Here is a 23,342-nt window from a genome sequence, read left to right as displayed (position 1 = left end):
GCATGGCCGCGGTCAACAGGGTTTTCGCAGCTCAGCTGTCCGGTTTACCGGTGTTCGGACCGGACGGCGAATCCATCGGCCGGGTCCGTGACCTGGTGGCGGGCCTGCGTCTGGACGCCCAGCCGCCGCGGATCCTCGGCGTGGTCGTCGAGCTGACCACGCGGCGGCGGGTCTTCGTGCCGATGCTGCGCGTCACCTCGATCGAACCGAGCGCCGTGACGCTCGCCACCGGCTCGGTCAACATGCGCCAGTTCAACCAGCGCCCCAACGAGGTCCTCGTGCTCGGCCAGCTGCTCGACGCGCACGCGACGCTGGCCGGGTCCGACGCGCGGATCACCGTCGTCGACGCCGCGATGGAGCCGACCCGCACCCGCGACTGGGTGCTGGCGAAGCTCGCCATCCGCGAGCGGCGCGCCGGGCTGGGGCGCCGCCGGTCGGCCATGCAGGTGCTGCGCTGGGAGGAGGTCTCCGGCCTGGGGCTCGCCGACCTGGCGAAGCAGCCGCAGGGCGCCGGCCAGCTGCTCATGCTGTTCGACACCATGCGCTCGGTCGACGTCGCCGCGACCGTCCGCGACCTGCCGCTCAAGCGCCGGCACGAGGTCGCCGACGCGATGGACGACGAGCGGCTCGCCGACGTCCTCGAGGAGCTGCCGGACGACGACCAGAAGGAGCTGCTGTCCTACCTCGCCGAGGAGCGCGCGGCCGACATCCTCGAGGCGATGAACCCGGACGACGCCGCCGACCTGCTCGCCGAGCTCGCCCCCGCGGACCAGAGCCGGCTGCTGGAGCTGATGGAGCCGGAGGAGTCCGCGCCGGTCAAGCGGCTGCTGGCCTACTCGTCCGACACCGCGGGCGGCCTGATGACCCCGGAGCCGGTGGTGCTCACGCCCGACACGACGATCGCCGAGGCACTGGCCCACATCCGCAACGCCGAGCTGCCGCCCGCGCTGGCCAGCATGGTGTTCGTCTGCCGCCCGCCGACCGCGACGCCGACCGGGCGCTTCGTCGGCGTCGTGCACTTCCAGCGGCTGCTGCGCGAGCCGCCGGCCGAGCTCGTGGCGAGCGCCGTCGACACCGGCCTGGCCGCGCTGCGGCCCAACGCGACGCTGGCCGAGGTCACGCGGTACTTCGCCGCCTACAACCTGACCTGCGGGCCGGTCGTCGACACCGAGGACCACCTGCTCGGCGCGGTCACCGTGGACGACGTGCTCGACCACCTGCTGCCCGAGGACTGGCGCGAAACCGGCCTGCACGACACCACCGGCGAGACCGGCGAACACCTGGAGGAGGCCGACCGTGCCTGAACTGACGTCCGGACGGCGGCTGGACCAGCCGCGCAGCCAGAGCCGGTTCAAGCTGAACATCGACCCGGACACCTTCGGCAGGCTCACCGAGCGCGTCGCCCGGTTCCTCGGCACCGGGAAGTACCTGTTCTGGCAGACGCTGCTGGTGTTCGTCTGGATCGTGCTGAACCTGTTCGCGGTGTCGCTGCAGTGGGACCCGTACCCGTTCATCCTGCTCAACCTGGCCTTTTCCACGCAGGCGGCGTACGCGGCGCCGCTGATCCTGCTCGCGCAGAACCGGCAGGACGACCGCGACCGCGTCTCGCTGGACGAGGACCGGAACCGGGCCGCGCAGACCAAGGCGGACACGGAGTACCTGGCCCGGGAGCTGGCGGCGCTGCGGCTGGCGGTCGGCGAGGTGGCGACGCGGGACTACCTGCGCAGCGAGCTGGACCGGCTGCGGGAGGACCTCGACGTCCAGCCCAGGAAGGCCAAGCCCAACCGCACTCCTACCGGGTCGTAACATCGACGGGGTGACCAGCACTCAGCAGCTCCCCAGCGTCGACGACGTCCGCAGCGCGCTGAAGAGCGTGCAAGATCCCGAGATCCACAAACCCATCACGGACCTCGGGATGGTGAAGGACGTCGTCGTCGGCGAAGACGGCGTCGTCACGGTCGGGATCTACCTGACGGTGGCGGGCTGCCCGCTGAAGGCGACCCTGACCAACGACACCAAGGAAGCCGTCGCGAAGCTCCCCGGCGTCGCCGACGTGCGCGTCGAGCTGGACGTCATGAGTGACGAACAACGCTCCGAGCTGCGGAAGTCGCTGCGCGGGGACGCCGCCGAGCCGGTCATCCCGTTCGCGCAGCCGGGCTCGATGACGCGGGTGTACTGCGTGGCGTCGGGCAAGGGCGGCGTCGGCAAGTCGTCGGTCACGGTGAACCTCGCCGCGGCGATGGCCGAACGGGGCCTGTCGGTCGGGGTCGTCGACGCCGACATCTACGGCCACTCGATCCCCCGCATGCTGGGCACGCACGAGAAGCCGACCAAGGTCGACACGATGATCATGCCGCCGCAGGCGCACGGCGTGAAGGTCATCTCGATCGGCATGTTCACCCCGGGCAACACGCCGGTGGTGTGGCGCGGCCCGATGCTGCACCGCGCGCTGCAGCAGTTCCTGGCCGACGTCTTCTGGGGCGACCTGGACATCCTGCTGCTGGACCTGCCGCCGGGCACCGGCGACATCGCGATCTCGGTGGCCCAGCTGATCCCGAACGCGGAGATCCTGGTCGTCACCACCCCGCAGCAGGCGGCGGCCGAGGTGGCCGAGCGGGCCGGCGCGATCGCGCTGCAGACGCGTCAGCGCGTGGCCGGCGTCATCGAGAACATGTCGTGGCTGGAGCAGGAAGACGGCTCCCGCCTGGAGATCTTCGGCTCGGGCGGCGGGCAGGCGGTGGCCGACTCGCTGACGAAGTCGATCGGCTCCGAGGTGCCGCTGCTGGGCCAGGTGCCGCTGGACCCGCGCCTGCGTGAGCAGGGCGACGCGGGGACGCCGCTGGTGCTGTCCGCGCCGGACGCGCCGGCGTCGGTGGTGCTGAAGGAGACGGCGAAGAAGCTGACGGTCCGGGCGCGCGGCCTGGCCGGGATGATGCTGAACGTCACCCCGGCCGGCCGCTGAGTTTTCCTAGGAGCAGCGCCAGACGTAGGCGGTCGAGTGCTGCGTGGCGGAGTCGTGGCGAAAGCCGCCCGCGGTGCCGTCGTCGCCGATGACGACGGGGAGGTCGGCCTTGAGGTCACCGAACTTCGAGACGAAGGTGCCCTGGTCCCAGACGCCGTAGCCGGTGCCGGCCGCGTCGTTGCCGCCGCTGGCTTCGTCGATCCGGCCGATGATCAGGCCGTTGGCGTTGATCGTGAAGCCCGGGTTGCCGTTGGAGAGGTTGTAGCTGGACTTCGGCAGGACGTGGGCCGCGTGCTGCTGATCCCAGTAGACGCCGACCTTCTTGCCGTTGTAGACGCCGTAGCCGACGACGCGGCCGTTCTTGATGGCCTCGGGCGAGGCGTTTTCGAGGCCCGGCAAGGTGCCGAGGTGGGTCAGCGTCCCGTCACGCCAGATGTCCCGGCTGTACAGCAGGATCGAGCCGTCGGTGTCGACCGCGGCGATGCCCGACGGCAGGCCGGTCAGGAGCGTGACGGTGCCCGGCTGGGCGGCGGGCCAGCGGACGGAGACCGAGCCGGAGCCGTTCTGCTTGCGCACGACGCCGACGACGTCCCCGGAGTCGGTGATACCGAGGGCGCTGGAGAGCGTGTAGCCCGCGGGCAGCTGGCTCGAGGTCGGGAAGGGCAGCTGCACGAGGGTGCCGCCGGAGCTTTTGAAGGCTCGCTGGAAGAGGAAGCCGGACCCGAAGAGCGCGTAGGTCGCGGTCCCGGCGACGGCACCCGAGCGGTTCTCCGCCGTCACGGCGGCCCCGGCGGTCCCGGCGGTGCCGAGGTCGGCGAAGGTCCCGCCGGTCCAGGAAGCGGCACGGCGGGTCTCACCGAACTCGTCGGTCGGCAGGGTCCAGCCGGCGAAGTTGCCGTGGTCGTCGGTGGCGGTCACGCTCGCGCTGACGGAGGTACCGGCGCCGAGAGCGGTGGGCTTCCAGGTACAGGCGGCTTCCGTGGCGGCTTCCGCGACTTGGCCGGATCCGAGCAGGCCTGCGGCGAGCAGCGCGCAGCCCAGCGATCTGAGTTTCATCTCTCTCCCCTTCGTGTGCGGGCGGCGGACAGCCGCCCCCACTCGAACGTAGGAGGGAAAGGATCTTCTGCTCAGGACCGGGCGCGGGGACTAGGGAAATCCCCGGAAACCGTGCGCAAACGGGTGTTCGCGCCGATTTCGTCCACAGTGGACCAGGTCAGGTGGCATCCGGGTCGATCGGCGGGCGCTCCCCCGGCTTGAGCGGCTCCGGCTGCTTGGCCTGGCCGCATCGCCGTTGGTTCCGTTGCCGGAGCTGAGCGGACCAGCTGATACCGGAGGCGGCACCAACGATGTCGCCGAACTCGACCGTCGCGAACGCTCGCCCCGGTACCCCGACTCTCAACTTCATCCGGGGTAGCAGAAGGAAACCCCGATTAGCCGGGGAACGGCCGACTTGTCCACATCACGGCCGAGCTGGGGACAACCGCCGAAGCTACGTGGCGTCCGGGTCGATCGGCGGGCGCTCCCCCGGCTTGAGCGGCTCCGGCTGCTTGGCCTGGCCGCATCGCCGTTGGTTCCGTTGCCGGAGCTGAGCGGACCAGCTGATACCGGAGGCGGCACCAACGATGTCGCCGAACTCGGCCGTCGCGAACGCTCGCCCCGGTACCCCGACTCTCAACTTCATCGGGGGAGGCAAAAGGAAACCCCGAATAGCCGGGGAACGGCCGACTTGTCCACATCACGACCGGGCTGGGGACAACCGCCGAAGCTACGTGGCGTCCGGGTCGATCGGCGGGCGCTCGCCCGGCTTGAGCGGCTCCGGCTGCTTGGCCTGGCCCGCCAGGTAGCCGTTCGAGCCGTTGGTCCCATTCGTCCCGTTGGAACCGTTGGTGCCGCCCAGGTTCGGGCTGCCGTTCGTGATGCCCTTGATGCCGAGCGGGTCCGCGTCGCCGTCGAACAGGTGCTGCGTCACCACCCGCTTCGGGTCGAAGTTGCGCAGCCCGCGCAGGTCTTCGAGGGGCTTGCGGAGCTGGTCGAACTCCGGGCCCATCTCCTCGCGGAGCTGTTCCCGCGCGCCGGTGGCGAAGTCGCGGACCTTCTTCACGCTCTTCGCCATCCAGGACGCCGCTTCGGGAAGCCGTTCCGGGCCGAGGATGAAGAGACCGGCGATGATGAGGACGAGGATTTCCCCCCATCCGACACTGTCGAACACCGTCTACCTCCGCTCGGAACCTGCTCGCCCAGGGTACCCGCCCCGGCCCGCGCTCCGGCAGGCCGAACGCGGGAACTCAGTCGGAAGCCAGGGTTACGTCGACGACGAAGCTGGCGCCGTCCCGGACCAGTTGCACCGGGACGACCTGGCCGACGTCGTGGGCGCGCACCGCGACCGTCATCTCGGCGGAGTCCCGCACCAGGCGGCCGCCGATCTTCGTGATGACGTCGCCCTCCTTGATGCCGGCGTTCGCGGCCGGCCCGCCGGGCGCGACGTTCTTGACCTGCGCGCCCATGGTGGACGAGCCGGCGACGGTCGAGGAGGCGTTGATGCCGATGTCCGCGTGCTGGACCTTGCCGTCCTTGATCAGCGCCTTCGCGATCTTGACCGCGTAGTCGCTGGGGATGGCGAAGCCGATGCCGATGCTGCCGCCGTCCGCGCCGGAGGAGCGGATCGAGGAGTTGATCCCGACGAGCGCGCCGGTGGCGTCGACGAGCGCGCCGCCCGAGTTGCCGTGGTTGATGGCGGCGTCGGTCTGGATGGCTTCGTAGGTGACCGGCGGGGCGCCGTTGTCGCCGCCGGCGGTGATCGGCCGGTTGAGCGCGCTGACGATGCCGGCGGTCACGGAGTTCTGCAGCGCGAGCGGCGAGCCGATGGCCATCACGGTGTCACCGACCTGCAGGTCCGAGGACTTGCCGATCTGCAGGACGGTCGGGTTGGTGACGTTGACCTTGACGACGGCGAGGTCGGTCTTCTGGTCGGAGCCGACGAGCTTGGCCTCGGTGCGGGTGCCGTCGATGAAGATGGCGGTGACCTTGACGCCGGGGTCGGCGCTCGCGGAGGAGATGACGTGCTCGTTGGTGAGGATGTAGCCCTGCGGGTCGATCATGACGCCGGAGCCCTGCTCACCGGAGTCGGCCCCGGGCTTGAAGACCTCGAGCGAGACGACGGCGGGCGCGACGCGCTTGGCGATCTCGGCGACCGAGCCGGCCGGGCGTTCCTTGGCGGCCTCGGCTTCGGAGATGGTGGCGGAGCCGGTGAGCTCGTTCCCGGTGTCGGCAACCCACCAGCCGACGAGCCCCCCGACGGCCCCGACGAGCAGCGCGACGACCCCGAGCAGGGCGAGCGCCTTCGGCTGAACGCGCCGGCCGAAGAGCACCTCGGGCAGGCTGAGCAGGGCACCGGGCGGCCGCTTGGCGGGCTTCTCCTCGTCTTCGGCGGGCATCGCGGGCCCGGCGAGAACGGCACCGGCGCCGGGGTCACGCCAGGGATCGCTGGTGCTGTTCCACAGGGGCGGCTCGGCTTCTTTCGGGTCCCCGGTGGCTTCACGAGGCCGTTCGAGCAGAACGCCGTCAGCCCCGGGCGGCCGCCGGAAGGCCTCGGCGAGCGACTCGGGAGCGGGCGGCGCGAGCCGGACACCGTTGGACTTCTGCGGGGAGTAGAGCTGGTCGAACGCACCATCGACGCCACTGGGCCGCCCGAAAACGGCGGCCTGAGCCGGATCGACGGCAGGCCGCGCGAGCGGCCGCGGACCCAGCCGGTCGGCATCACGCGCGCCGGGCTGCTCGGGATTCACGTTCGGCTCGGTCATCATTCCCCGGTGCAGAAGATCAGGTGGCTGGGCGTGACGATACCCAAGCCCAGTGCTCCGAGTCTGCCGGTACGCCAGTGAAATGGCTGTTGCCCGGGCTCTGGGCGGTACCCGTCACAGCCACGATCGCGCCTTTGAGCCGACTTGGCCCGGACATGACGAAGGCCGCCACGAGGAATCCCTCATGGCGGCCTTCGCGGGAAACAAGTCTCAGCGGATGCCCACCGGCACCGCGGCCGGTGTCGTGCTCGCCGGGGTCGATGCCGGCACCACCGGCTGCGGCACCGCCATCTGGGCCGGCAGCAGGTTCGCCTGCTGGGGCACCCCGCCGCCGTTCTCCGGGCTGCCGTCGCCGCTGTCCGCGGTCGTCCCCACCAGCGCCAGTGCGCTCAGCACCAGCCCGGACACCACCACGCCCGCCCCCTGCGCGGCGCGGCGCTTAAGCCGGCCGCCGCCGAGGACGTTCGGGGACTGGCCCAGCGGCGCCGATGATCCCAACGGCGCGACACCACCCAGGACACCCGAGTCTCGCAGCCCCGCCACCCGGTCCGGGCGCTGGACCGCGACCAGCTGGCCGTCGGCCGTGATGGCCAGGTTGTCCGGCGCGCTCGGGAGGTCCGTGTGCTCCGGGATCGACTGCAGGCTCGCCAGGAACCCCGCCGACATCGACGGCGCTCCGGCGCGGCGAATCGCGTCGACCGTCTGGCGCTGGGCGCGTACCTCGGCCGCGCAGGCCGGGCACCGCGTGATGTGCGACGCCGCGCGGTCGCGGGCGCCGTGTGAGAGCTCCCCGTCGACGAACGCGACCACGGCGTCCGGCAGCAGGTGCGATTCGGGGAGTCCCCAGCCTCGGGGTGCGGTCATACCGACACCTTCGCAGACTCCGAAGCGTGAGCGCGCCGACGCTCGAGCGACGCCCGCAGCGCCTGCCGCCCACGGTGGATCCGGCTGCGGACGGTGCCCAGCTTGACACCGAGCGTCGCGCCGATCTCCTCGTACGAGAGCCCTTCGACGTCACACAGCACCACGGCCGCGCGGAACTCCGGCGGCAGCTCGTCGAGCGCCGCCTGCAGGTCCGGGTCCAGGTGGGTGTCGGAGAAGACCTGCTCGGGGCTCGGGTCGTCGCCCACGATGCGGTCGGTGTCCTCCGGCAGGCCTTCCATCCGCACGCGCGAGCGGCGGCGGGCCATGTCGAGGAACAGGTTGGTGGTGATGCGGTGCAGCCAGCCCTCGAACGTGCCGGGCTTGTAGGACGCCAGCGACCGGAAGACCCGGATGAAGGTCTCCTGGGTGAGGTCTTCGGCGTCGTGGGTGTTGCCGGTCAGGCGGTAGGCGAGCCGGTAGACCCGGTCGCTGTGCTCGCGGACGACCTCGTCCCAGGACGGTGGCGTCCAGGCCGCCTCGTCCAGGGACACGGGCTGAGCCGCGTCGGCGTCGTTATCGGCAACGGCGTTCTGCATCGCGGGAGCAGGCACCTCCATCTGTGTTTCTCCTGTCTGCTCCACCCAACGCGGGCTGTCGCCACGGTGTTCCCCGCGGCCTCGGATTTCAGTCTCTCCGGACTCCTTATGGTTCTAGTGAGACTGGACTGAGAGCAGGCTGAGAACTTCTTCCGGGGTGCTTACCAGGGAGCCTGCGCGGATTTATCGACAACCAACGCTAACCTCCGTGCGTGAACACGCCCACCCCTGCGGCCGCACCGGCCGACTCCGGGTTCGTCGACGGGTACCTGCCCGACGACGAGGTGCTGTCTTCGGCGCGCGCACGGGCCGATGACCTGGGCTGCAGCTCGCTGAGCGCGGGCGCGGGCGCGACCCTGCGCTTCCTGGCCGCGACGCTGCGCGCGAAGGCCGTGGTCGAGGTCGGGACGGGCGCCGGGGTGAGCGGGCTGAGCCTGCTGCGCGGCATGGCGCCCGACGGGATCCTGACCTCGATCGACGTCGAGCCGGAGTACCAGCGGGCGGCGCGCCTGACGTTCCGCGAGGCGGGCTTCGCACCGGGCCGGACGCGGCTGATCGTGGGGCGGGCGCTGGACGTCCTCCAGCGGCTCACGCCGGGTGGCTACGACCTGGTGTTCGTCGACTCCGCACACATCGAGTACCCGGGCTGCTACGAGCTGGGCGTGTCACTGCTGCGGCGCGGCGGGATCATCGCGTTCCACAACGTGCTGGCCGGCGGGCGGGTGATCGACCCGTCCCACCGCGACCCGGAGACGCTGGCGCTGCGCGAGGTGGCAAGGGCGTTCCGCGAGGACGACCGCCTGGTTCCGGCGCTCTTGCCGGTGGGCGGCGGACTGCTGGTCGCGGCCGCCACCTGAGTCAGCTCGGCACGAGTTCACGCCGCTCCGTGCGGACCCGCGTCCCGGCGCCGACCGCGGCCGCCGCCACGAGCAGCCACGCCGCCACCACCGCGATCAGCCACGGCCAGCCCGCGTGCCCGTAGACCCACGCCCCTGCCGCGCCGCCGACGCTGCTGCCCAGGTAGTACGTCGCCGTGTACATGCCGCCCACCTGGCCTCGCGCGTTCTCGGGGGCGTCGGCCGCCGCCCAGCCGTTCGCGACCGCGTGGGCCGCGAAGAACGCGCACGTCAGCACCAGGAAACCGGCGATGACCAGCGGCAGTGAGTCCGGCAGCGTCAGCGTCGCGCCGAGCGCCGTCAGCAGCAGCGCGCCGATCAGCGCGCGACGGCGGCCGACGCGCGCCACCAGCCGGCCGGCCGCCGCGGAGGACACCGAACCGGTCGCGTAGGCGAGGAAGACCAGGGACGCGATCGCCGGCGACAGGTTCAGCGGGTCGCCGGTCAGCCGGAACCCGGCCGCGTTGTAGAGCGCGACGAACGAGCCCATCGCGAGCAACGCCACCGCGTACTGGGCGAGCAGCACCGGCTTGCTCACCGCCGTGACCAGCCCGCGGGCGACCGCGCGAAGCTGCGCGTCACCGCGGGGGCGGGTGCCCGGCGGCAGCGTCACGACTGTGATCGCCGAGCAGAGCGCGCCTACACCCGCGACGACGAACAGCGCGCCGCGCCAGCCGAGCGGCCCGGCGGTGAACCCGCTCGCGAGCCGGCCGAGCATGCCGCCGATCGTGTTGCCCGCGATCATCGCGCCGACGGCGGCCGCGACCCCCGCGCGGCCGAGGCGTTCGGCCAGGTACGCGGCCGCGACACCGGGGAAGCCGGCGATGGCGATGCCTTGAAGAGCGCGAAGGACTAGCAGCGCCGGGTACGTCGGCATCAGCGGCAGCAGCAGCCCGAAGACGACGGACGCGATCACCGACGTCAGGATCACCGGGCGCCGGCCGATCACCTCGGACAGCGCGGCGATCGGCAGGACGGCGATCGCGAGCGCGCCGGTCGCGACGCTGACCGCGAGCGCCGCGCCGCCGGGGTCGAGGTGGTACTGCGCGGCGAGCTGGGGCAGCACCGGCTGCGGCGCGTAGAGCAGGGCGAAGGAGGAGATCCCGGCCGCGGCGACGGCGGTCTTGACTCGGCGCGTGGAAGTCACCAGCTGAAAGTAAGCAGAGCTAACCAATACGTCCAATGCGCGAATCTGCCATGATTCATGCGATGACGTATGACTCGCTGTCGGCGCAGGTGGCGCCGCACCTGCCGCTGCTGGCCGCGTTGCGCGAGACGAGGAACGTCACACGCGCGGCCGAGCTGCTGGGCGTCCCGCAGCCGACGGTGAGCCGCCGGCTCGCGGCGCTGTCCGACGCGCTGGGGGCGCCGCTGACGGTGCCGGACGGCCGCGGCATCCGCCTCACGCGTGCGGCGGAACTGCTGGCCGAGGCGGCCGAGCGCGGCTTGGCGGCGGTGGACACGGGCGTCCGGCTGGCGCGCGAGGAGGTGGCGCCGGAGTCGGGGCACGTGGTGCTCGGGTTCCTGCACCTGCTCGGGCGGTCGCTGGTGCCTTCGCTGCTGCGCGGCCACCGGGCGCGGTACCCGGGGGTGCGGTTCACGCTGGTCCAGGGTTCGCGCCAGGAGATGATCGACCGCCTGGTGGACGGCGAGCTGGACCTGGCCCTGCTGGCCCCGCTCCCCGCGGCGCCTTCACTGGCGACGGCGGGGCTGGTGGACGAGGAGATCCTGCTGTCGGTCCCGGCGGGCCACCGCCTGGCGGGCCGGGAGTCGGTGCGGGTGGCGGAGCTGGCCGACGAGGAGTTCGTGCTGCTGGAGCAGGGGTACGGGGTCCGGACCCTGACGGACGAGCTGTGCGCGGCGGCGGGGTTCACGCCGCGGATCGCGTTCGAGGGGCAGGAATCGGACACGGTACGAGGGCTGGTGGCGGCGGGTTTGGGGGTGGCGCTGCTGCCGCGGTTCGGGCCCGGGAGCCCGGCGGGGGTGGCGGAGGTGCCGCTGAAGCCGCGGCCCTACCGGACGATCGGGCTGGCGTGGCGGGCGGACGAGCCGATGACGCCGGCGGTCACCGGCTTCCGCGACCACGTGCTGACGACGGCGGCCGAGCACTGAGGCCGCCGGACAGCCCCATCAGAGCGAAGCCGCCAGCTCCACCAAAGTCCGCGCCGCGAAGCCCGTCGCCCCGGGCACCACGTCGTCGTAGTTCTTCTCCGACCTCGCCGGTCCCGCGATGTCCAAGTGGGCCCACGGCAGGCCCTCCGTGAACTCCCGCAGGAACAACGCCGCCGTGATGCCTCCCGGGCCCGCCGGGGTCTGGCGGACGTCGCCGAACTCGCCTCGGACGTTCTCCGCGTAGTCCTCCACCAGGGGCATGCGCCACCACGCCTCGCCCACTCGCTTGCCCGCCGAAACGACCCGCGAAGCCAGTTCGGAGTCGGTTGCGAACAGCCCGCCCGTGCGCAGCCCCAGCGACACCTTCATCGCGCCCGTCAACGTCGCCGCGTCCACGACCAGGTCCGGGTTGTACTTGCGGATCCCGTACGCCAGCGCGTCGGCCAGGACCATGCGGCCCTCCGCGTCCGTGTTGCCCACCTCGGTCGTCTTGCCGCCGTAGTGGCGGACGATGTCGCCCGGCCGGTACGCCGATCCCGACACGTGGTTCTCCGCCGCCGGCACCAGCGCCGTCACGCGCACCGGCAGCCCCAGCGCCGCGATCCCGCGGATCGCCGCGATCACCGCCGCGCCGCCCGCCATGTCCGTGCGCATCAGGTGCATGCCGTCGGCCGGCTTGATCGACAGGCCGCCCGTGTCGAACGTGATGCCCTTGCCCACCAGCAGCAGGTGCTTCGCCGCCCCCGACGGCTTGTACGTCATCTCGATCAGCCGCGGCGGCCGCGACGACCCGCCGCCGACCGCCAGGACGCCGCCGAAGCCCTGCGCCGTCAGCCACTTCTCGTCCCGGATCGCCACCTCGACGCGCGGGCCGGCCACCCGGGCCGCCGTGTCCGCGAGCCAGGCCGGGGACTTGATGTTCGACGGCGTGTTCGCGAGGTCGCGCGTCAGCGCCGTCGACGCCGCCAGCACCGCAGCCCGCGAGACGTGCTCGGTGAACGACTCGTGGCCCACCAGCCGCACCGTCCGGACGGACGGCGAAGGGTCCTCCCCCGTCACCTTGAACCGGTACCCGCCGAGCAGCAGCCCCAGCGCGAGCTCGGTCACGTGCTCGCCGGAAGCCTCCTCCGGCAGCACCAGCTGCACGGCGCGGAACGCCTTGCCGCCGTGGTCGACGTCGTCCGCCAGCCCCGCGTTCACCGCGCGGCCCAGCGCCGCGCCCGCCTTCCGGTACTGCTTCGGCTCGCCGTCGCCCAGGCCGGCGATCCAGCGGGCCTCGCCGGCCGGGACCGTCTGCACGTCACCCGCCTTGCCCGTGATCCGGACGCCGCCGATCTCCAGCGGCTCGGACTCGACGTCGTCGGCGGGGGCCGTCACCAGCCGGGCCACCGGGGCGCCGCGGCGGAGGTCGCCCGCCACCTCGATGTCGAGCAGACTGGTCGGAACGGGGGGTAGCGGATTACGCACAGTGAGCAACCTTCGGGCGCAGAGGAACCGCGACCCCGGCCTCCGAAGGGAGACCGGGGTGCGACGGAAGGACGGTTCGAGGGGGTCGGCTCAGCCGGTGACCTCCGCCAAAGCGGCGCCGAGGTCCTTCGCTTCTTCCGCGGAGAGTTCGACGACGAGTCGCCCACCACCCTCGAGCGGTACGCGCATCACGAGGCCCCGCCCCTCCTTAGTCACTTCGAGGGGACCATCTCCGGTCCGGGGCTTCATGGCCGCCATAGCGTGCTCCCTCCGTCTCAACCGGCGCGCCCGGGTCGCGCTCGCGTGAAAGCCAGCCGGGTCTGGTGTCCATTGTCCCTCATCAGCGGCCGGGCGCATCAGCGGACCGATCTTTTGCCGCCGTATCGGTGCTGGTATGCGGCTCGCACGGGGTGGAAGACTGTCGGACGACCGATGTTTCCGCGCAAGGAGAAGACGTGACCACATCCGACGTCCTGCTGACCGCCGACGCCGACGGGGTGCGCACCCTCACCCTCAACCGGCCGCAGGCGTACAACTCGCTGACCGTCGAGCTCAAGGAAGCACTGCTCGCGGCGCTGCGCGAGGCGGCGGACGACGAAGCCGTCCGGGCGGTCGTGCTGACCGGATCCGGCAAGGCGTTCTGCGCCGGCCAGGATTTGAAGGAGCACGTGGGGCTGCTCCAGGCGGGTGACCCCGCCCCGCTACACACGGTGAAGGAGCACTACAACCCGATCGTCGGGGCGATCGTGTCCATGGAGAAGCCGGTGATCGCGGCGATCAACGGCACCGCGGCCGGCGCCGGGGCGGCCTTCGCCTATGCCAGTGACCTGCGGATCGCCGCCGAGTCGTCGTCGTTCCTGATGGCCTTCGCGAACGTCGGGCTCGGCCCGGACTCGGGCGCGTCGTGGACGCTGCAGCGGCTGGTCGGCTACGGCCGGGCCGCCGAGCTGATGCTGCTGGCCCGGACCGTCGACGCGGCCGAGGCGCTGCGGCTCGGCCTGGTCGGCGAGGTCGTGCCGGACGAAGAGCTGCCGGCCCGCGCCCAGAAGGTCGCGGCGAAGCTGGCGAACGGGCCGACGGTGGCCTACGCGAAGATCAAGAGCGTGCTCAACCTGGCCGCGCAGTCGACGTTCGAGGAGGCCCTCGCCGCCGAGGACGCCGCCCAGACCGCGCTCGGCGCGACCGCCGACCACAGCGAGGCCGTGGAGGCCTTCGTCGGCAAGCGCAAGCCGAACTTCCAGGGCAAGTAGGCGCGCGGCTGCTTCCGGGTCAGCCGGCCCGGAAGCAGCCCCTGACGTGGTCGTCGACCATGCCGGTCGCCTGCATCAGCGCGTAGCACGTGGTCGGGCCGAGGAACACGAATCCGCGCTTCTTCAGCTCCTTGGCCATCGCCTTGGACTCGTCGGTGATCGCCGGGACGTCCGCCATCGTCTTGGGCCGCTTGTGCGCCGCCGGCGCGAACGACCACAGCAGGTCGTCCAGCGGGGTGTCCAGGGATGCGATCGCCTGGGCATTGTTGATGGCCGCGAGGATCTTCGCCCGGTTCCGCACGATCGACGCGTCCTGCATCAGCCGCTCGACGTCGGCGTCGCCGAACTTCGCCACCTTCGCCGGCTTGAACCGCTTGAACGCCTTCCGGAAGCCCTCCCGCTTGCGCAGGATGGTGATCCACGAGAGCCCCGACTGGAACGACTCGAGGCACAGCCGCTCGTACAGCTCGTCCTGGCCGTGGAGCGGCACGCCCCATTCGGTGTCGTGGTACTCGATGTAGTCCGGGGCCGAGTTGCCCCAGCTGCACCGCGGGACGCCGTCGGTGCCGATCAGCTCACTCATTCCCACCCACCGAATAGTCCTCCGCGAACCGCGCGAACCGCCGCAGCGACTGGCGCACCCCCAGCGCGAACGCCGGCCGCACCACCGGCCAGCCGAGCCGCCCCAGCGGCCCGAACGGCAGCCGCAGGTGCTCGGCCCAGACGAACGTCGAGAGCGTCGCGCCCTTGGGCACCACCTGGAACACGCCGGTGCCCTGCACGACGCTGCCGAGGTGGCGGACCCCGCACCGCACCGGCGGCTCCCAGCTGGTGATCTCCATCGTGTCGGTGAAGCCGATGCCGGCCACCCCGGTGAACGCCGCCAGCCGCGACCCGACGCTGCGGCCGTTGCCCTCGACGACCTCGACGTCGGTGCCGAGCATCCACTCGCCCTGGCGCGTCCAGTCCGTCAGCGCGAGCCAGGTCGTCCCGGCCGGGGCGCGGACGTCGACCGAGAGCACCAGGTCCGTCACTGGGCGCCCTCGGGCGAGCTCTCCCGCTCGCGTTCGCGCTGCTCCAGCTCGGCGACCCGGGTGCGCAGCTCGTCGAGCTCGACGCCGAGGCGCCGCATCACCCAGTCCACTTCGGACATCTTGTAGCCGCGCAGGACCAGCTGGAAGCGGACCTCCTGCAGGTCCTCGCCGGTGATGTCCTCGGCGGGCAGCCGCGTCGGCGAGCTGCCCGGCGGCAGCGGGGCGAGCTCCTCACCCCGGCCGAAGACCACGGCGGCGAGCAGGAACACCACGGCGGCCACCAGCAGCATGACTACGAGGTAGATCAGCGCGGTCGTCACGCGACGATCGTGGCATACCCACCCCAGGATCGTCTCGCGAGCACGACCAGCCGGAGCGAAAGGAGCACCCAGGCGACCATCAGCACGGCACACGGGACGCTCAGGAACAGCCTCGATGCGTCCACGAACCCGGTCGTGCTGATCAGCAGCCCGACCGACGCGAGGTTGATGCCGACCGCGAGCGCGATGAGGATGCCGCAGAACCGGGCGAGCCCGGTGCCGTCGAGCTTCCGGCTCAGCCAGCGGATGCCGAGCAGCGCGAGCACGCCGATCACCGGCACGACGAACACGGCGCCGTGGGTGACGTGCGTGACGACCTTGTACCACTCCGGCGTCGGCGTGGAGATCTTCGTCCACTCGCCGAAGGTGAGGATCCGGGCGTAGTCCCACGCGATCTGCATCGCCGGGACGCCGACGACGAGCTTCCACAGCGTCCGGACGCCGCTGAGCATGCCGAGCTCGGCCTGGTAGTCGCGGGCGACGACGGCCGCCGGGCCGAAGTCGGCGACCGCGCGGCGCTCGGCGTCCGCGTCGGCCCAGCCGCCCTCGCGGTAGGCGTCGGCGGCGTCGTGCAGGCCGTCGCGGGCCTCTTCGAGCAGGTCGGCCTTGAACCGGCCGCAGCCGTGCAGCCTGCGGTCCAGCTCCCCCAGGTACTCGTCGATCATGCGCCCAGTACTCCCCCGATGACCGTGGTGAACTCCCGCCACTCCGTGCGCTCGGCGGCCAAGGCCTGCTCGCCGGAGCGGGTGAGGCGGTACGTCCGGCGCTTGCGGCCGCCCACGACGTCCCACTCGCTGGCCAGCCAGCCGGCCCGCTCCAGCCGGCGCAGGGCCGGGTAGACGGTGCCGGTGGGCAGGTCGAGCGCGCCGTCGGTGCGCAGCTGGAGCGCCTCGATGATCGCGTAGCCGTGCAGCTTGCGGCCGTCGAGCACAGCCAGCAGCAGCGCGTCGAGGTGCCCGCGCAAGGTGTCCGCCTTCATAGGTACGCAGTCTACGCATGCCTACCCCGGGAAGGCTATTGACCGGACGCACCGGTGACACCCGGGGATTTCCCGGAGATGACCCGGATCTCATGGATTTGGTGGCTACATGTAGCCAGACTACGTATATAGTCGCTCGGCATGGACGCACTCCCGGTCGCGAGACTCCAGTTCGCGACGACGACATCGCTGCACTTCCTGTTCGTGCTGCTCACACTGGGGTTGGTCACGCTGGTGGCCGTGATGCAGACGCGCTGGACGCTCGGCGGCAAGCCCGAGCTGCTGCGGATGACGCGCTTCTGGGGCCGCCTGTACGTGATCAACTACGCTCTGGGAATCGTCACCGGAATCGTGATGGAATTCCAGTTCGGGCTGACCTGGACCGGTCTTTCCGCTTTCGCCGGGGATGTCTTCGGCGCCCCGCTGGCCATTGAGACGCTGGTCGCGTTCTTCCTGGAGTCGACCTTCCTCGGCCTGTGGATCTTCGGCTTCGGGCGGATGCCCAAGTGGCTGCACCTGACGCTGATCTGGCTGGTCACGCTGACCGCGTACGCGTCGGCGCTGTTCATCATGCTGGCCAACTCGTTCCTGCAGAACCCGGTCGGCAGCCGGCTCGAAGGCGGCACCCTGCACCTCGACGACTTCGGCGCGCTGTTCTCGAACCCGGCGCTGGTCGCGTCGCTGCCGCACGTGCTCAGCGCCGCGCTGGTGACCGGCGGGTTCTTCGTGGTCGGCGTCAGCGCCTACCACTTCCTCAAGCGCACCACGGAGGTCGAGTTCTTCCGCCGCTCGATGCGCATCGGCGTGCTCGCGGCACTCGTCGGCTCGATCTTCGTGGTCAACCAGGGCTTCGCGCAGTTCGGCGAGCTGAAGATGTACCAACCGGACAAGCTGGGCGAAGGCGCCGTGGGCGTGCCGCTCGGCGCGATGATCGGGCTCGGGTTCCTCATGTTCCTCTGCGCGATCCTCGGCACGCTGCTGCTGGTCCGGAACTGGATCACCCGGGCGCGCTTCCTGCACTACCTGATGGTCGCGGCGATCCCGTTGCCGTTCCTCGCGGCGATCATGGGCTGGCTGGTGCGCGAGCTCGGCCGCCAGCCGTGGCTGGTCTGGGGGAAGCTGCGCACCGCGGACGCGATCGCGGACGTCCCCGGCGGCCAGATCCTGTTCTCCTTCATCGCCTTCTCCCTGCTGTTCGCCGCGCTCGCGGTCGCCGACTGGGTGCTCCTGGCGCGGGTCGCCAAGCGCGGCCCGGAGCCGGTCGACGAGCCCGCCGAACTGCCCGTCCTGAGCGGAGTCTGACCGATGGTGACCTTCTTCTGGTGCCTGCTGGGCTTGCTGACCTGCGGATACTTCGCACTGGCCGGCTACGACTACGGCGTCGGCATGCTCCTGCCCGCGTTCGAAGCCGACGAACGGAAGCGGCGGCAGACGCTCGGCGCGCTCGGCCCGTTCTTCCTGGCCAACGAGGTGTGGCTGGTGGCCGCGGTCGGCGTGCTGTTCGGCGCGTTCCCGCACCTGGAGGGCAAGGTGTTCGCCGGGGCGTACGTCCTGGTCGTGACGCTGCTGCTCGGCCTGGTGACGTTCACGGCGTCGATGCAGCTGCGCAGCCGCCGCCCGGACGCGCCACGCGGCGCCTGGACGGCGGGCATCGTCGGCGGCGCGCTGGTGACGGCGCTGTCGTGGGGCCTGTTCCTCGGCAACCTGGTGCTCGGCCTGCCCCTGGACGCCGACGGCGCGCCGACCGTGCTCGAGCTGTTCAACCCCTACGCCGTGCTGTGGGGACTCGGGTTCGTCGCGCTGTTCTGCCTGCAGGGTGCGGTGTTCCTGGCCGTGCGCGCGCCGGCGGAGCTGACCGGCCGCGCGGTGCGGCTGGCGCGCGCCTTCTCGGGGCCCGTGTTCGCCTTCCTCGTGATCGCCACGGTGTGGGGGTTCTTCGCGCTGGACGGCAGCACGCCCCTCGGTATCGGCGTGGTCGTGCTGGCTTTCCTGGCACTCGCGGTTTCTCGGCTGGGGCTGGCCCGGCGGTGGTACCGGCCGGCACTCGTCGCGACGATGGTCCTTTCCGCGTGCCCGGCGCTGCTCGCGGGCACGCTGCGGTTCCCGACGGTGCTCGCGACCTCGGCGTACACGCTGCGCGTCGAGGAGGCGGCGACGGCGTCCGGCACGTTCGGGGTGCTGGGCTGGTTCGCCGCGCCGGCGGTGGTGGTGCTCCTGGTGGTGCAGTGGCTGACGTGGCGCGCGCACCGGCACCCGCTCGACCAGCGTTCGCTGCTGCACTTCTAGGAGGACTCGGTGCCCGCTCTGCCCGGACTCCGGCGGTACCTGATCGTGCTGGCCGCGCTCGGAGTCCTCTCCGCGACTTTCGTCCTGGTCCAAGCCGAAGGGCTGGCCACGCTGCTCACCGGCGGCGGGGTTTCGCTCTTCCTGGTGGCGGCCCTGCTCGGCCGGGCCGCGCTCACGTGGGGTCACGGTGTCCTCAGTGGACGGTTCGCGGCCACGGTCCGCGCCGGCCTGCGCCGGCGGCTGCTCGAGTCGTCGTCCGACCGCGCCGGGGTCGTCGCCACGCAGATCACCCGCGGCGTCGACGCGACGGACAGCTACCTGACCGGGTACCTGCCGTCGCTGGTCGTCTCGGTGGTGGTGCCGATCGCGGTGGTCGTGCGGCTGTTCACGACGGACCTCGTGTCGGCGCTGGTGGTGACGGTGACGCTCCCGCTGATCCCGGTGTTCGCGATCCTGGTCGGCAAGCACACCGCGGCGCGGACCCAGTGGGACCTGCTCAAGAAGCTGGGCGGGCACTTCCTCGACGTCGTCCGGGGGCTCGAAACGCTGAGGGTGTTCGGCCGGGCGTCGGCGCAGGCTTCGACGGTCCGGGCGATGGCGTCCGCCCACGCCGACGCGACGTTGAAGACTCTGCGGGTGGCTTTCTTGTCTTCTCTGGTGCTGGAACTGGTCGCGACGCTTTCGGTGGCGCTGGTCGCGGTGCCGATCGGGTTCCGGCTTCTCGCCGGATCTCTCGACGCTCGGACGGCGTTGCTGATCCTGGTGCTGGCGCCGGAGGCCTACTTGCCGTTGCGGGCTGCCGGGGCGAAGTTCCACGCGGCGGCGGAGGGGTTGACGGCGTTGCGGGAGGCTCTTGCGGTGCCGGTGGTTCCGGTGCTGTCGGGGGCTCGGTGCCGTCGCCGGGGTGCGCCCTCGGTGGTCTTCGAGCGGGTTTCGGTTTGCTACTCCGGGGCGCCTGCTCTGTCCGATGTGGACTTGACGGTGCCCGCCGGGTCGCGGTTGGCGTTGGTCGGGCCCAGCGGATCGGGGAAGAGCACTCTGCTGGCGGTGCTGCTGGGGTTCGTCGCGCCTTCTTCGGGGCGGGTCTTGGTCGACGGCGTGGACTTGCGGTCGTTGTCCGCTTCCGACTGGCTGGCGGACGTGGCCTGGGTGCCGCAGCGGCCGACGCTGTTCCGGGGTTCTTTGGCTTCTAACATTTCAGTGAGTGGTTCTTCCGACATTTCAGCGGCGGCCCGGGCGGCGGCGCTGGATTCCGTGGCGGCGGGGTTGCCCAGCGGGTTCGAGACGCCGGTGGGCGAGCTGGGCGAGGTGTTGTCGGCGGGCCAGCGGCAGCGGGTGGGGTTGGCCCGGGCGCTGGCGCGCAGTTCGGCGGGGTTGGTCCTGCTGGACGAGCCGACGGCCCGGCTGGACTCCCGGACGGAGGCGGCGGTGCTGTCGGCGACCCGGCGGTTGCTGCCGGGGCGGACGGCGGTGCTGGTCGCCCATCGACCCGCGATGGCCGGGTTGGCCGAGCGGGTGGTCGAGCTACGAGACGGCCGGGTGTGCGCGGAGGTGGCGGCATGAAACTCGACCCGTGGGTCGTGGCAGACCGCCCAGCCAGAGACATCCTTCGACTCCCGGGGGCCTGGGGTGTGTCCACAAGGGACTTGACCCGCCTTTTCCGCGCCGCTCTTCTGGGCGCCGGAGCCGAACTGGCCGCCCTCGCCCTCATGGCCACCGCGGCCTGGCTGCTCCTGCGCGCCGCCGAACGGCCGCCGCTCGAAGCCCTCACCGTCGCCATCGTCGCCGTTCGGACCCTCGCCCTCCTTCGCGGTGGCCTCCGGTACGCCGAGCGGCTCGCCGGGCACGAAGTCGTCCTCCGGTGGCTCGGCTCCCTGCGCACCCGCGTCTACCAAGCCCTCGTCCCCGGCACGCGGTACTCCGGCGGCGACCTCGTCACCCGGCTCGTGTCCGATGTGGACGCTCTGCAGGACGCAGTCCTGCGGTGGCTGCTGCCCGCCGGGGTGGCCGCGTTCGTCGGGGGCGCTGCCGTGGCCGTCACCGCCACCGCGTCCCTCCGAGCCGCCGTCGCGCTTGCCGGTGGCTTGCTCGTCGCCGGGGTGGCGCTGCCCCGGCTGGTCGTCCGGCTCACCGCACGAGCAGCCCGAGACGACGCGCCAAAGCGGGCCGAACTCGCCGAACGGGCCGTCGAGCTCGTCACCGGGCACCGCGAACTCGTCGCCGCCGGTGCCCTCGAGGAAACCCGAGCGAAAGCCACCGAAATCGTCGATCAGCTGGCCGGCAGCGAGCGGAGCACGTCCGGGAGGACCGCCCTGCTCACCGCCGCCGGGACGCTCGTGCAGCTCGGCACGACCGCCGCCGTCGCGCTGCTCGCGCACGCCTCCGTGCCCTGGACCGCCGCGCTCACCCTGGCCGCCATGACCACCTTCGAAGTCGTCCTCCCGCTCGTCGGCGCCGCGCGCCGCGTCCCCGAGATCCGCGCGTCGGCCGCTCGCGTCAAAGCCGTGCTCACCGGACCCGCCCGCCCCCAGGGCACCCGGTCCGTGCAAAAAGGACACTTCACGCTCCGGCAGGCCGGGGTCAGGTATCCCGGCCGGGCGCCCGCGCTGAAGGACCTCGACCTCGATCTCCCGCCGGGCAAGCGCCTCGGGATCCTCGGCCCCAGCGGCGCCGGCAAGACGACTCTGCTGCGGCTCCTCCTCGGCCTCGAGACCCCCACCGACGGCCAGGTGCTCCTCGACGGCCATCCCCTCGCCGAGTACGCCGACCTGCCGGATCTCGTCTCCGGCGCCCTGGCCGACGCCCACGTCTTCCACACGACCGTCCGCGAAAACCTGCTGCTCGCGAAGCCGGAAGCAACCGAAGACGAACTGACCGAAGCCTGCGCGACCGCCGACTTCGACCTCGATCTGGACCGCGACACCGGACCGGACGGCGACGCGCTCTCCGGCGGTCAACGCCAGCGGCTGATCCTCGCCCGCGCGGTCCTGGCGGCCCCACCCGTCCTCGTGCTCGACGAGCCGGTCGAAGGCCTCGACCCCGCCCACGGCGACGCCGTCCTGGCGAACGTCCTGGCGAAGGCGCAAGGCACCGTCGTCCTCGTCACCCACCGGCCCGAGCACCTGGCCGGCTTCGACGAGGTCCTCACCCTCGAGGACGGGCGAGCACTTCCCGCATCGGCGGCCGGTCCGCGACCCGGACGTCGGTGACGTCCGGCAGCCACTCCTCGTCCACCTGCACGAACTGCGTGAACGGCGCGTCCGCGGCCGGGACGCCGCAGCGCGCCAGCGCCGTGCCCAGGATCTGCCGGGACATCGCGCCCAGCTGCAGCAGCGACCGGTTCCGGTGCTTGCGGACGCCCAGGTTGACCTGCGCGAGCCCGTCGAGGCCGTAGCGCGCCTCGGCGTCGAGCAGCAGCCCGATCTCGACGCCGTACCCGGCGGCGAACGGCACCGACTCCAGGAACTCGCGCGTGCCCGCGTACTCGCCGCCGAGGGGCTGGACCAGCCCGCCGAGCGACGGGCGCAGCGCCGACAGCACCGGCCGGGCCAGCAGCTCGGTGACGCGGCCGCCGCCCGTGCTCTCCAGTCGCAGCGGACGGCGGTAGAAGCCCTTCACCAGGTGGACGCCGCTTTCCGAGACCAGCGGACCGAGCAGCGACGGCACGAACGCCGGGTCCGGGTCGACGAGGTCGGAGTCGAGGAACACGACGATGTCCCCGCTGGTCGCGGCCAGCGAGCGCCACAGCACCTCGCCCTTGCCGGGCACCGGCGGCAGGTCGGGCAGGACGTCCTCGCGGCGGACCACGCGCGCCCCGGCCGACTCGGCGGTTTGGACCGTCCGGTCCGTGGAACCCGAGTCCACGACAACCAGCTCGTCGACGACGCTGCCGACGAGCGGCCGCACCGAGGCGACGACGTCACCCACGGTCCGCTCTTCGTCCAGTGCCGGTAGCACCACCGAAACCGTGCGGTCACCCTTCGCGGTCACGATGTCCTCGGGCGTCCACCCGGGCTCCTGCCACGTACGCCGCTCGAACCAACTCACGAGTAACGATCGTGCCATGCTGGTGTCACCGCACCCGAGGAGGAGGACCACTTGATCGCGCTGCTTGTCCGGTTCGTGCTGGGGCCGCTGGCCAGGGCGGTGTACCGGCCCGAGGTGCACGGCGTGGAGAACGTGCCCACCACGGGCCCGGTGCTCCTGGCGGCCAACCACCGCGCCGCGCTCGACACCGGCGTGATCACGTTCGCGACGCCGCGGCAGGTCAAGTTCCTCGGCAAGGCGGAGTACTTCATCGGCAAGGGCATCAAGGGCAAGCTGATGGCCGGGTTCGTCGGCGGGCTCGGCTACATCCCGGTCGAGCGCGGCAACGCCCAGGCCGGACTGGCCGCCCTGGAGGCGGCCCGCAAGGTCCTCGACGCGGGCGGCGTGTTCGCGATCTACCCCGAGGGCACCCGCTCCCTGGACGGCCGGCTGCACCGCGGCCACACGGGCGTCGCGGCACTGGCCCTGGCAACGGGCGCGAAGGTGGTCCCGGTGGCCCTGACCGGCACCGAGGGCCTCCAGCCGGACGGCGCCCGCATCCCGAGGCGCGCCAAGATCAGCATCACGTTCGGCAAGCCGCTGGACTTCTCGCGCTACGAGGGCCAGGACTACTCGCCGGCGATCCGCCGCTCGGTCACCGACGAGGTGATGTACCAGATCCTGGAGATCTCGGGCCAGGAGTACGTGGACACGTACCACAAGCGCCCCAGCGAAGGCGTCGCCTGAACG

The 23,342-nt window shown here is 71.8% G+C and carries 25 protein-coding genes; 11 read left to right on the top strand and 14 right to left on the bottom strand.

Annotation, left to right across the window (positions count from 1 at the left end):
- Positions 1–2: 2 nt before the first annotated feature.
- From QSK39_RS38240 to QSK39_RS38230, 3 genes are read left to right on the top strand one after another with little or no spacing between them, the layout of a single operon-like run.
- Positions 3–1,304 carry a magnesium transporter MgtE N-terminal domain-containing protein gene (locus QSK39_RS38240; protein WP_285482685.1) on the top strand — a complete coding sequence of 434 codons (1,302 nt, stop codon included), beginning with the start codon at positions 3–5 and terminating at the stop codon, positions 1,302–1,304.
- A complete protein-coding gene (locus QSK39_RS38235; protein WP_285482684.1) occupies positions 1,297–1,806 on the top strand; it encodes a DUF1003 domain-containing protein in 510 nt (169 codons plus the stop codon). Before QSK39_RS38240 ends, QSK39_RS38235 begins: the two co-directional genes overlap by 8 nt.
- Before the next feature lie 10 nt (positions 1,807–1,816).
- Positions 1,817–2,962: an Mrp/NBP35 family ATP-binding protein gene (locus tag QSK39_RS38230; RefSeq protein ID WP_285482683.1), complete on the top strand. Its 1,146-nt coding sequence runs from the start codon at positions 1,817–1,819 to the stop codon at positions 2,960–2,962.
- Between the two features lie 6 nt (positions 2,963–2,968).
- Here QSK39_RS38230 and QSK39_RS38225 read toward each other — a convergent pair whose 3' ends face one another.
- From QSK39_RS38225 to sigE, 5 genes are all read right to left on the bottom strand, one after another.
- The gene (locus QSK39_RS38225; RefSeq protein WP_285482682.1) at positions 2,969–4,018 is read right to left on the bottom strand and encodes a hypothetical protein; all 1,050 of its coding nucleotides are present in this window, start codon (positions 4,016–4,018) and stop codon (positions 2,969–2,971) included.
- Positions 4,019–4,727: 709 nt separating this feature from the next.
- Entirely contained in the window at positions 4,728–5,171 is a 444-nt protein-coding gene (gene tatB / locus QSK39_RS38220; RefSeq protein WP_285482681.1) for a Sec-independent protein translocase protein TatB, read from the bottom strand.
- A gap of 76 nt (positions 5,172–5,247) precedes the next feature.
- Positions 5,248–6,765, bottom strand: a complete 1,518-nt coding sequence (locus tag QSK39_RS38215) for a S1C family serine protease (RefSeq protein ID WP_285482680.1) — start codon at positions 6,763–6,765, stop codon at positions 5,248–5,250.
- A 207-nt stretch (positions 6,766–6,972) separates the two neighbouring features.
- Positions 6,973–7,626 (bottom strand): anti-sigma factor family protein, encoded by a 654-nt coding sequence (locus tag QSK39_RS38210; RefSeq protein ID WP_285482679.1) that lies wholly within the window; start codon positions 7,624–7,626, stop codon positions 6,973–6,975.
- Positions 7,623–8,222 carry an RNA polymerase sigma factor SigE gene (sigE, locus tag QSK39_RS38205; RefSeq protein WP_434056877.1) on the bottom strand — a complete coding sequence of 200 codons (600 nt, stop codon included), beginning with the start codon at positions 8,220–8,222 and terminating at the stop codon, positions 7,623–7,625. Before sigE ends, QSK39_RS38210 begins: the two co-directional genes overlap by 4 nt.
- Positions 8,223–8,434: 212 nt before the next feature.
- On the opposite strand from sigE, the gene QSK39_RS38200 reads away from it, so the two are divergent.
- Positions 8,435–9,079 (top strand): O-methyltransferase, encoded by a 645-nt coding sequence (locus QSK39_RS38200; protein WP_285482678.1) that lies wholly within the window; start codon positions 8,435–8,437, stop codon positions 9,077–9,079.
- A 1-nt stretch (position 9,080) separates the two neighbouring features.
- Here QSK39_RS38200 and QSK39_RS38195 read toward each other — a convergent pair whose 3' ends face one another.
- Positions 9,081–10,265, bottom strand: a complete 1,185-nt coding sequence (locus tag QSK39_RS38195; protein WP_285482677.1) for an MFS transporter — start codon at positions 10,263–10,265, stop codon at positions 9,081–9,083.
- A 62-nt stretch (positions 10,266–10,327) separates the two neighbouring features.
- Here QSK39_RS38195 and QSK39_RS38190 point away from each other — a divergent pair, with 62 nt between their 5' ends.
- Complete coding sequence (locus QSK39_RS38190; RefSeq protein ID WP_285482676.1) at positions 10,328–11,230, top strand: LysR family transcriptional regulator; 903 nt, start codon at positions 10,328–10,330, stop codon at positions 11,228–11,230.
- An 18-nt stretch (positions 11,231–11,248) separates the two neighbouring features.
- Here QSK39_RS38190 and QSK39_RS38185 read toward each other — a convergent pair whose 3' ends face one another.
- On the bottom strand, positions 11,249–12,697 hold the full coding sequence (locus tag QSK39_RS38185) for a leucyl aminopeptidase family protein (protein ID WP_285482675.1): 1,449 nt from the start codon (positions 12,695–12,697) through the stop codon (positions 11,249–11,251).
- Positions 12,698–12,787: 90 nt separating this feature from the next.
- Positions 12,788–12,955 carry a DUF3117 domain-containing protein gene (locus QSK39_RS38180; RefSeq protein WP_013222969.1) on the bottom strand — a complete coding sequence of 56 codons (168 nt, stop codon included), beginning with the start codon at positions 12,953–12,955 and terminating at the stop codon, positions 12,788–12,790.
- Positions 12,956–13,152: 197 nt separating this feature from the next.
- Here QSK39_RS38180 and QSK39_RS38175 point away from each other — a divergent pair, with 197 nt between their 5' ends.
- Entirely contained in the window at positions 13,153–13,947 is a 795-nt protein-coding gene (locus tag QSK39_RS38175) for an enoyl-CoA hydratase-related protein (protein ID WP_284750468.1), read from the top strand.
- 19 nt (positions 13,948–13,966) lie between these two features.
- Here the strand turns inward: QSK39_RS38175 and QSK39_RS38170 are convergent, their stop codons facing one another.
- The 5 genes from QSK39_RS38170 to QSK39_RS38150 are packed head-to-tail and all read right to left on the bottom strand — an operon-like array spanning position 13,967 to position 16,280.
- Positions 13,967–14,530, bottom strand: a complete 564-nt coding sequence (locus tag QSK39_RS38170) for a DNA-3-methyladenine glycosylase I (protein WP_285482674.1) — start codon at positions 14,528–14,530, stop codon at positions 13,967–13,969.
- Positions 14,523–14,981: an SRPBCC family protein gene (locus QSK39_RS38165; RefSeq protein ID WP_285482673.1), complete on the bottom strand. Its 459-nt coding sequence runs from the start codon at positions 14,979–14,981 to the stop codon at positions 14,523–14,525. The genes QSK39_RS38170 and QSK39_RS38165 overlap by 8 nt, the downstream gene beginning before the upstream one ends.
- Positions 14,978–15,301 (bottom strand): DivIVA domain-containing protein, encoded by a 324-nt coding sequence (locus QSK39_RS38160; RefSeq protein WP_285482672.1) that lies wholly within the window; start codon positions 15,299–15,301, stop codon positions 14,978–14,980. The genes QSK39_RS38165 and QSK39_RS38160 overlap by 4 nt, the downstream gene beginning before the upstream one ends.
- On the bottom strand, positions 15,298–15,966 hold the full coding sequence (locus QSK39_RS38155) for a permease prefix domain 1-containing protein (protein WP_285482671.1): 669 nt from the start codon (positions 15,964–15,966) through the stop codon (positions 15,298–15,300). Before QSK39_RS38155 ends, QSK39_RS38160 begins: the two co-directional genes overlap by 4 nt.
- Positions 15,963–16,280, bottom strand: coding sequence for a helix-turn-helix transcriptional regulator (locus QSK39_RS38150; RefSeq protein ID WP_285482670.1), 318 nt, complete (start codon positions 16,278–16,280; stop codon positions 15,963–15,965). Before QSK39_RS38150 ends, QSK39_RS38155 begins: the two co-directional genes overlap by 4 nt.
- A gap of 141 nt (positions 16,281–16,421) precedes the next feature.
- Between QSK39_RS38150 and QSK39_RS38145 the strand changes: the two genes are divergently transcribed.
- Genes QSK39_RS38145 through cydC form a run of 4 tightly spaced genes read left to right on the top strand, consistent with a single transcriptional unit; the run spans position 16,422 to position 21,775 of the window.
- Positions 16,422–17,582: a cytochrome ubiquinol oxidase subunit I gene (locus QSK39_RS38145; RefSeq protein ID WP_285482669.1), complete on the top strand. Its 1,161-nt coding sequence runs from the start codon at positions 16,422–16,424 to the stop codon at positions 17,580–17,582.
- A 3-nt stretch (positions 17,583–17,585) separates the two neighbouring features.
- Positions 17,586–18,566 carry a cytochrome d ubiquinol oxidase subunit II gene (gene cydB, locus QSK39_RS38140; RefSeq protein WP_285482668.1) on the top strand — a complete coding sequence of 327 codons (981 nt, stop codon included), beginning with the start codon at positions 17,586–17,588 and terminating at the stop codon, positions 18,564–18,566.
- A gap of 9 nt (positions 18,567–18,575) precedes the next feature.
- On the top strand, positions 18,576–20,129 hold the full coding sequence (gene cydD, locus QSK39_RS38135) for a thiol reductant ABC exporter subunit CydD (protein ID WP_285482667.1): 1,554 nt from the start codon (positions 18,576–18,578) through the stop codon (positions 20,127–20,129).
- On the top strand, positions 20,126–21,775 hold the full coding sequence (gene cydC, locus QSK39_RS38130; RefSeq protein WP_502873343.1) for a thiol reductant ABC exporter subunit CydC: 1,650 nt from the start codon (positions 20,126–20,128) through the stop codon (positions 21,773–21,775). Before cydD ends, cydC begins: the two co-directional genes overlap by 4 nt.
- On the opposite strand, the gene QSK39_RS38125 is transcribed toward cydC, so the two are convergent.
- The gene (locus QSK39_RS38125; protein ID WP_285482665.1) at positions 21,711–22,613 is read right to left on the bottom strand and encodes a glucosyl-3-phosphoglycerate synthase; all 903 of its coding nucleotides are present in this window, start codon (positions 22,611–22,613) and stop codon (positions 21,711–21,713) included. The two genes, cydC and QSK39_RS38125, sit on opposite strands and share 65 nt — an antisense overlap.
- 51 nt (positions 22,614–22,664) lie before the next feature.
- Between QSK39_RS38125 and QSK39_RS38120 the strand changes: the two genes are divergently transcribed.
- A complete protein-coding gene (locus tag QSK39_RS38120; protein WP_285482664.1) occupies positions 22,665–23,339 on the top strand; it encodes a lysophospholipid acyltransferase family protein in 675 nt (224 codons plus the stop codon).
- Positions 23,340–23,342: the final 3 nt, after the last annotated feature.

The organism is Amycolatopsis sp. NBRC 101858, assembly GCF_030269325.1.
GTDB classification, from domain to species: Bacteria; Actinomycetota; Actinomycetes; order Mycobacteriales; family Pseudonocardiaceae; genus Amycolatopsis; species Amycolatopsis ponsaeliensis.
Note: the sequence above shows the minus strand (reverse complement) of the source record. Positions and strands in the feature narration are given on the sequence as shown.

What these genes read in the sequence shown, in the direction of transcription:
- QSK39_RS38240 (WP_285482685.1), top strand. Translation starts at nt 3, where the DNA reads ATGGCCGCGGTCAACAGGGTTTTCGCAGCTCAGCTGTCCGGTTTACCG.
- QSK39_RS38225 (WP_285482682.1), bottom strand. Translation starts at nt 4,018, where the DNA reads ATGAAACTCAGATCGCTGGGCTGCGCGCTGCTCGCCGCAGGCCTGCTC.
- QSK39_RS38215 (WP_285482680.1), bottom strand. Translation starts at nt 6,765, where the DNA reads ATGATGACCGAGCCGAACGTGAATCCCGAGCAGCCCGGCGCGCGTGAT.
- QSK39_RS38210 (WP_285482679.1), bottom strand. Translation starts at nt 7,626, where the DNA reads ATGACCGCACCCCGAGGCTGGGGACTCCCCGAATCGCACCTGCTGCCG.
- sigE (WP_434056877.1), bottom strand. Translation starts at nt 8,222, where the DNA reads ATGCAGAACGCCGTTGCCGATAACGACGCCGACGCGGCTCAGCCCGTG.
- QSK39_RS38190 (WP_285482676.1), top strand. Translation starts at nt 10,328, where the DNA reads ATGACGTATGACTCGCTGTCGGCGCAGGTGGCGCCGCACCTGCCGCTG.
- QSK39_RS38180 (WP_013222969.1), bottom strand. Translation starts at nt 12,955, where the DNA reads ATGGCGGCCATGAAGCCCCGGACCGGAGATGGTCCCCTCGAAGTGACT.
- QSK39_RS38170 (WP_285482674.1), bottom strand. Translation starts at nt 14,530, where the DNA reads ATGAGTGAGCTGATCGGCACCGACGGCGTCCCGCGGTGCAGCTGGGGC.
- QSK39_RS38155 (WP_285482671.1), bottom strand. Translation starts at nt 15,966, where the DNA reads ATGATCGACGAGTACCTGGGGGAGCTGGACCGCAGGCTGCACGGCTGC.
- QSK39_RS38150 (WP_285482670.1), bottom strand. Translation starts at nt 16,280, where the DNA reads ATGAAGGCGGACACCTTGCGCGGGCACCTCGACGCGCTGCTGCTGGCT.
- QSK39_RS38145 (WP_285482669.1), top strand. Translation starts at nt 16,422, where the DNA reads ATGGACGCACTCCCGGTCGCGAGACTCCAGTTCGCGACGACGACATCG.
- cydB (WP_285482668.1), top strand. Translation starts at nt 17,586, where the DNA reads ATGGTGACCTTCTTCTGGTGCCTGCTGGGCTTGCTGACCTGCGGATAC.
- cydC (WP_502873343.1), top strand. Translation starts at nt 20,126, where the DNA reads ATGAAACTCGACCCGTGGGTCGTGGCAGACCGCCCAGCCAGAGACATC.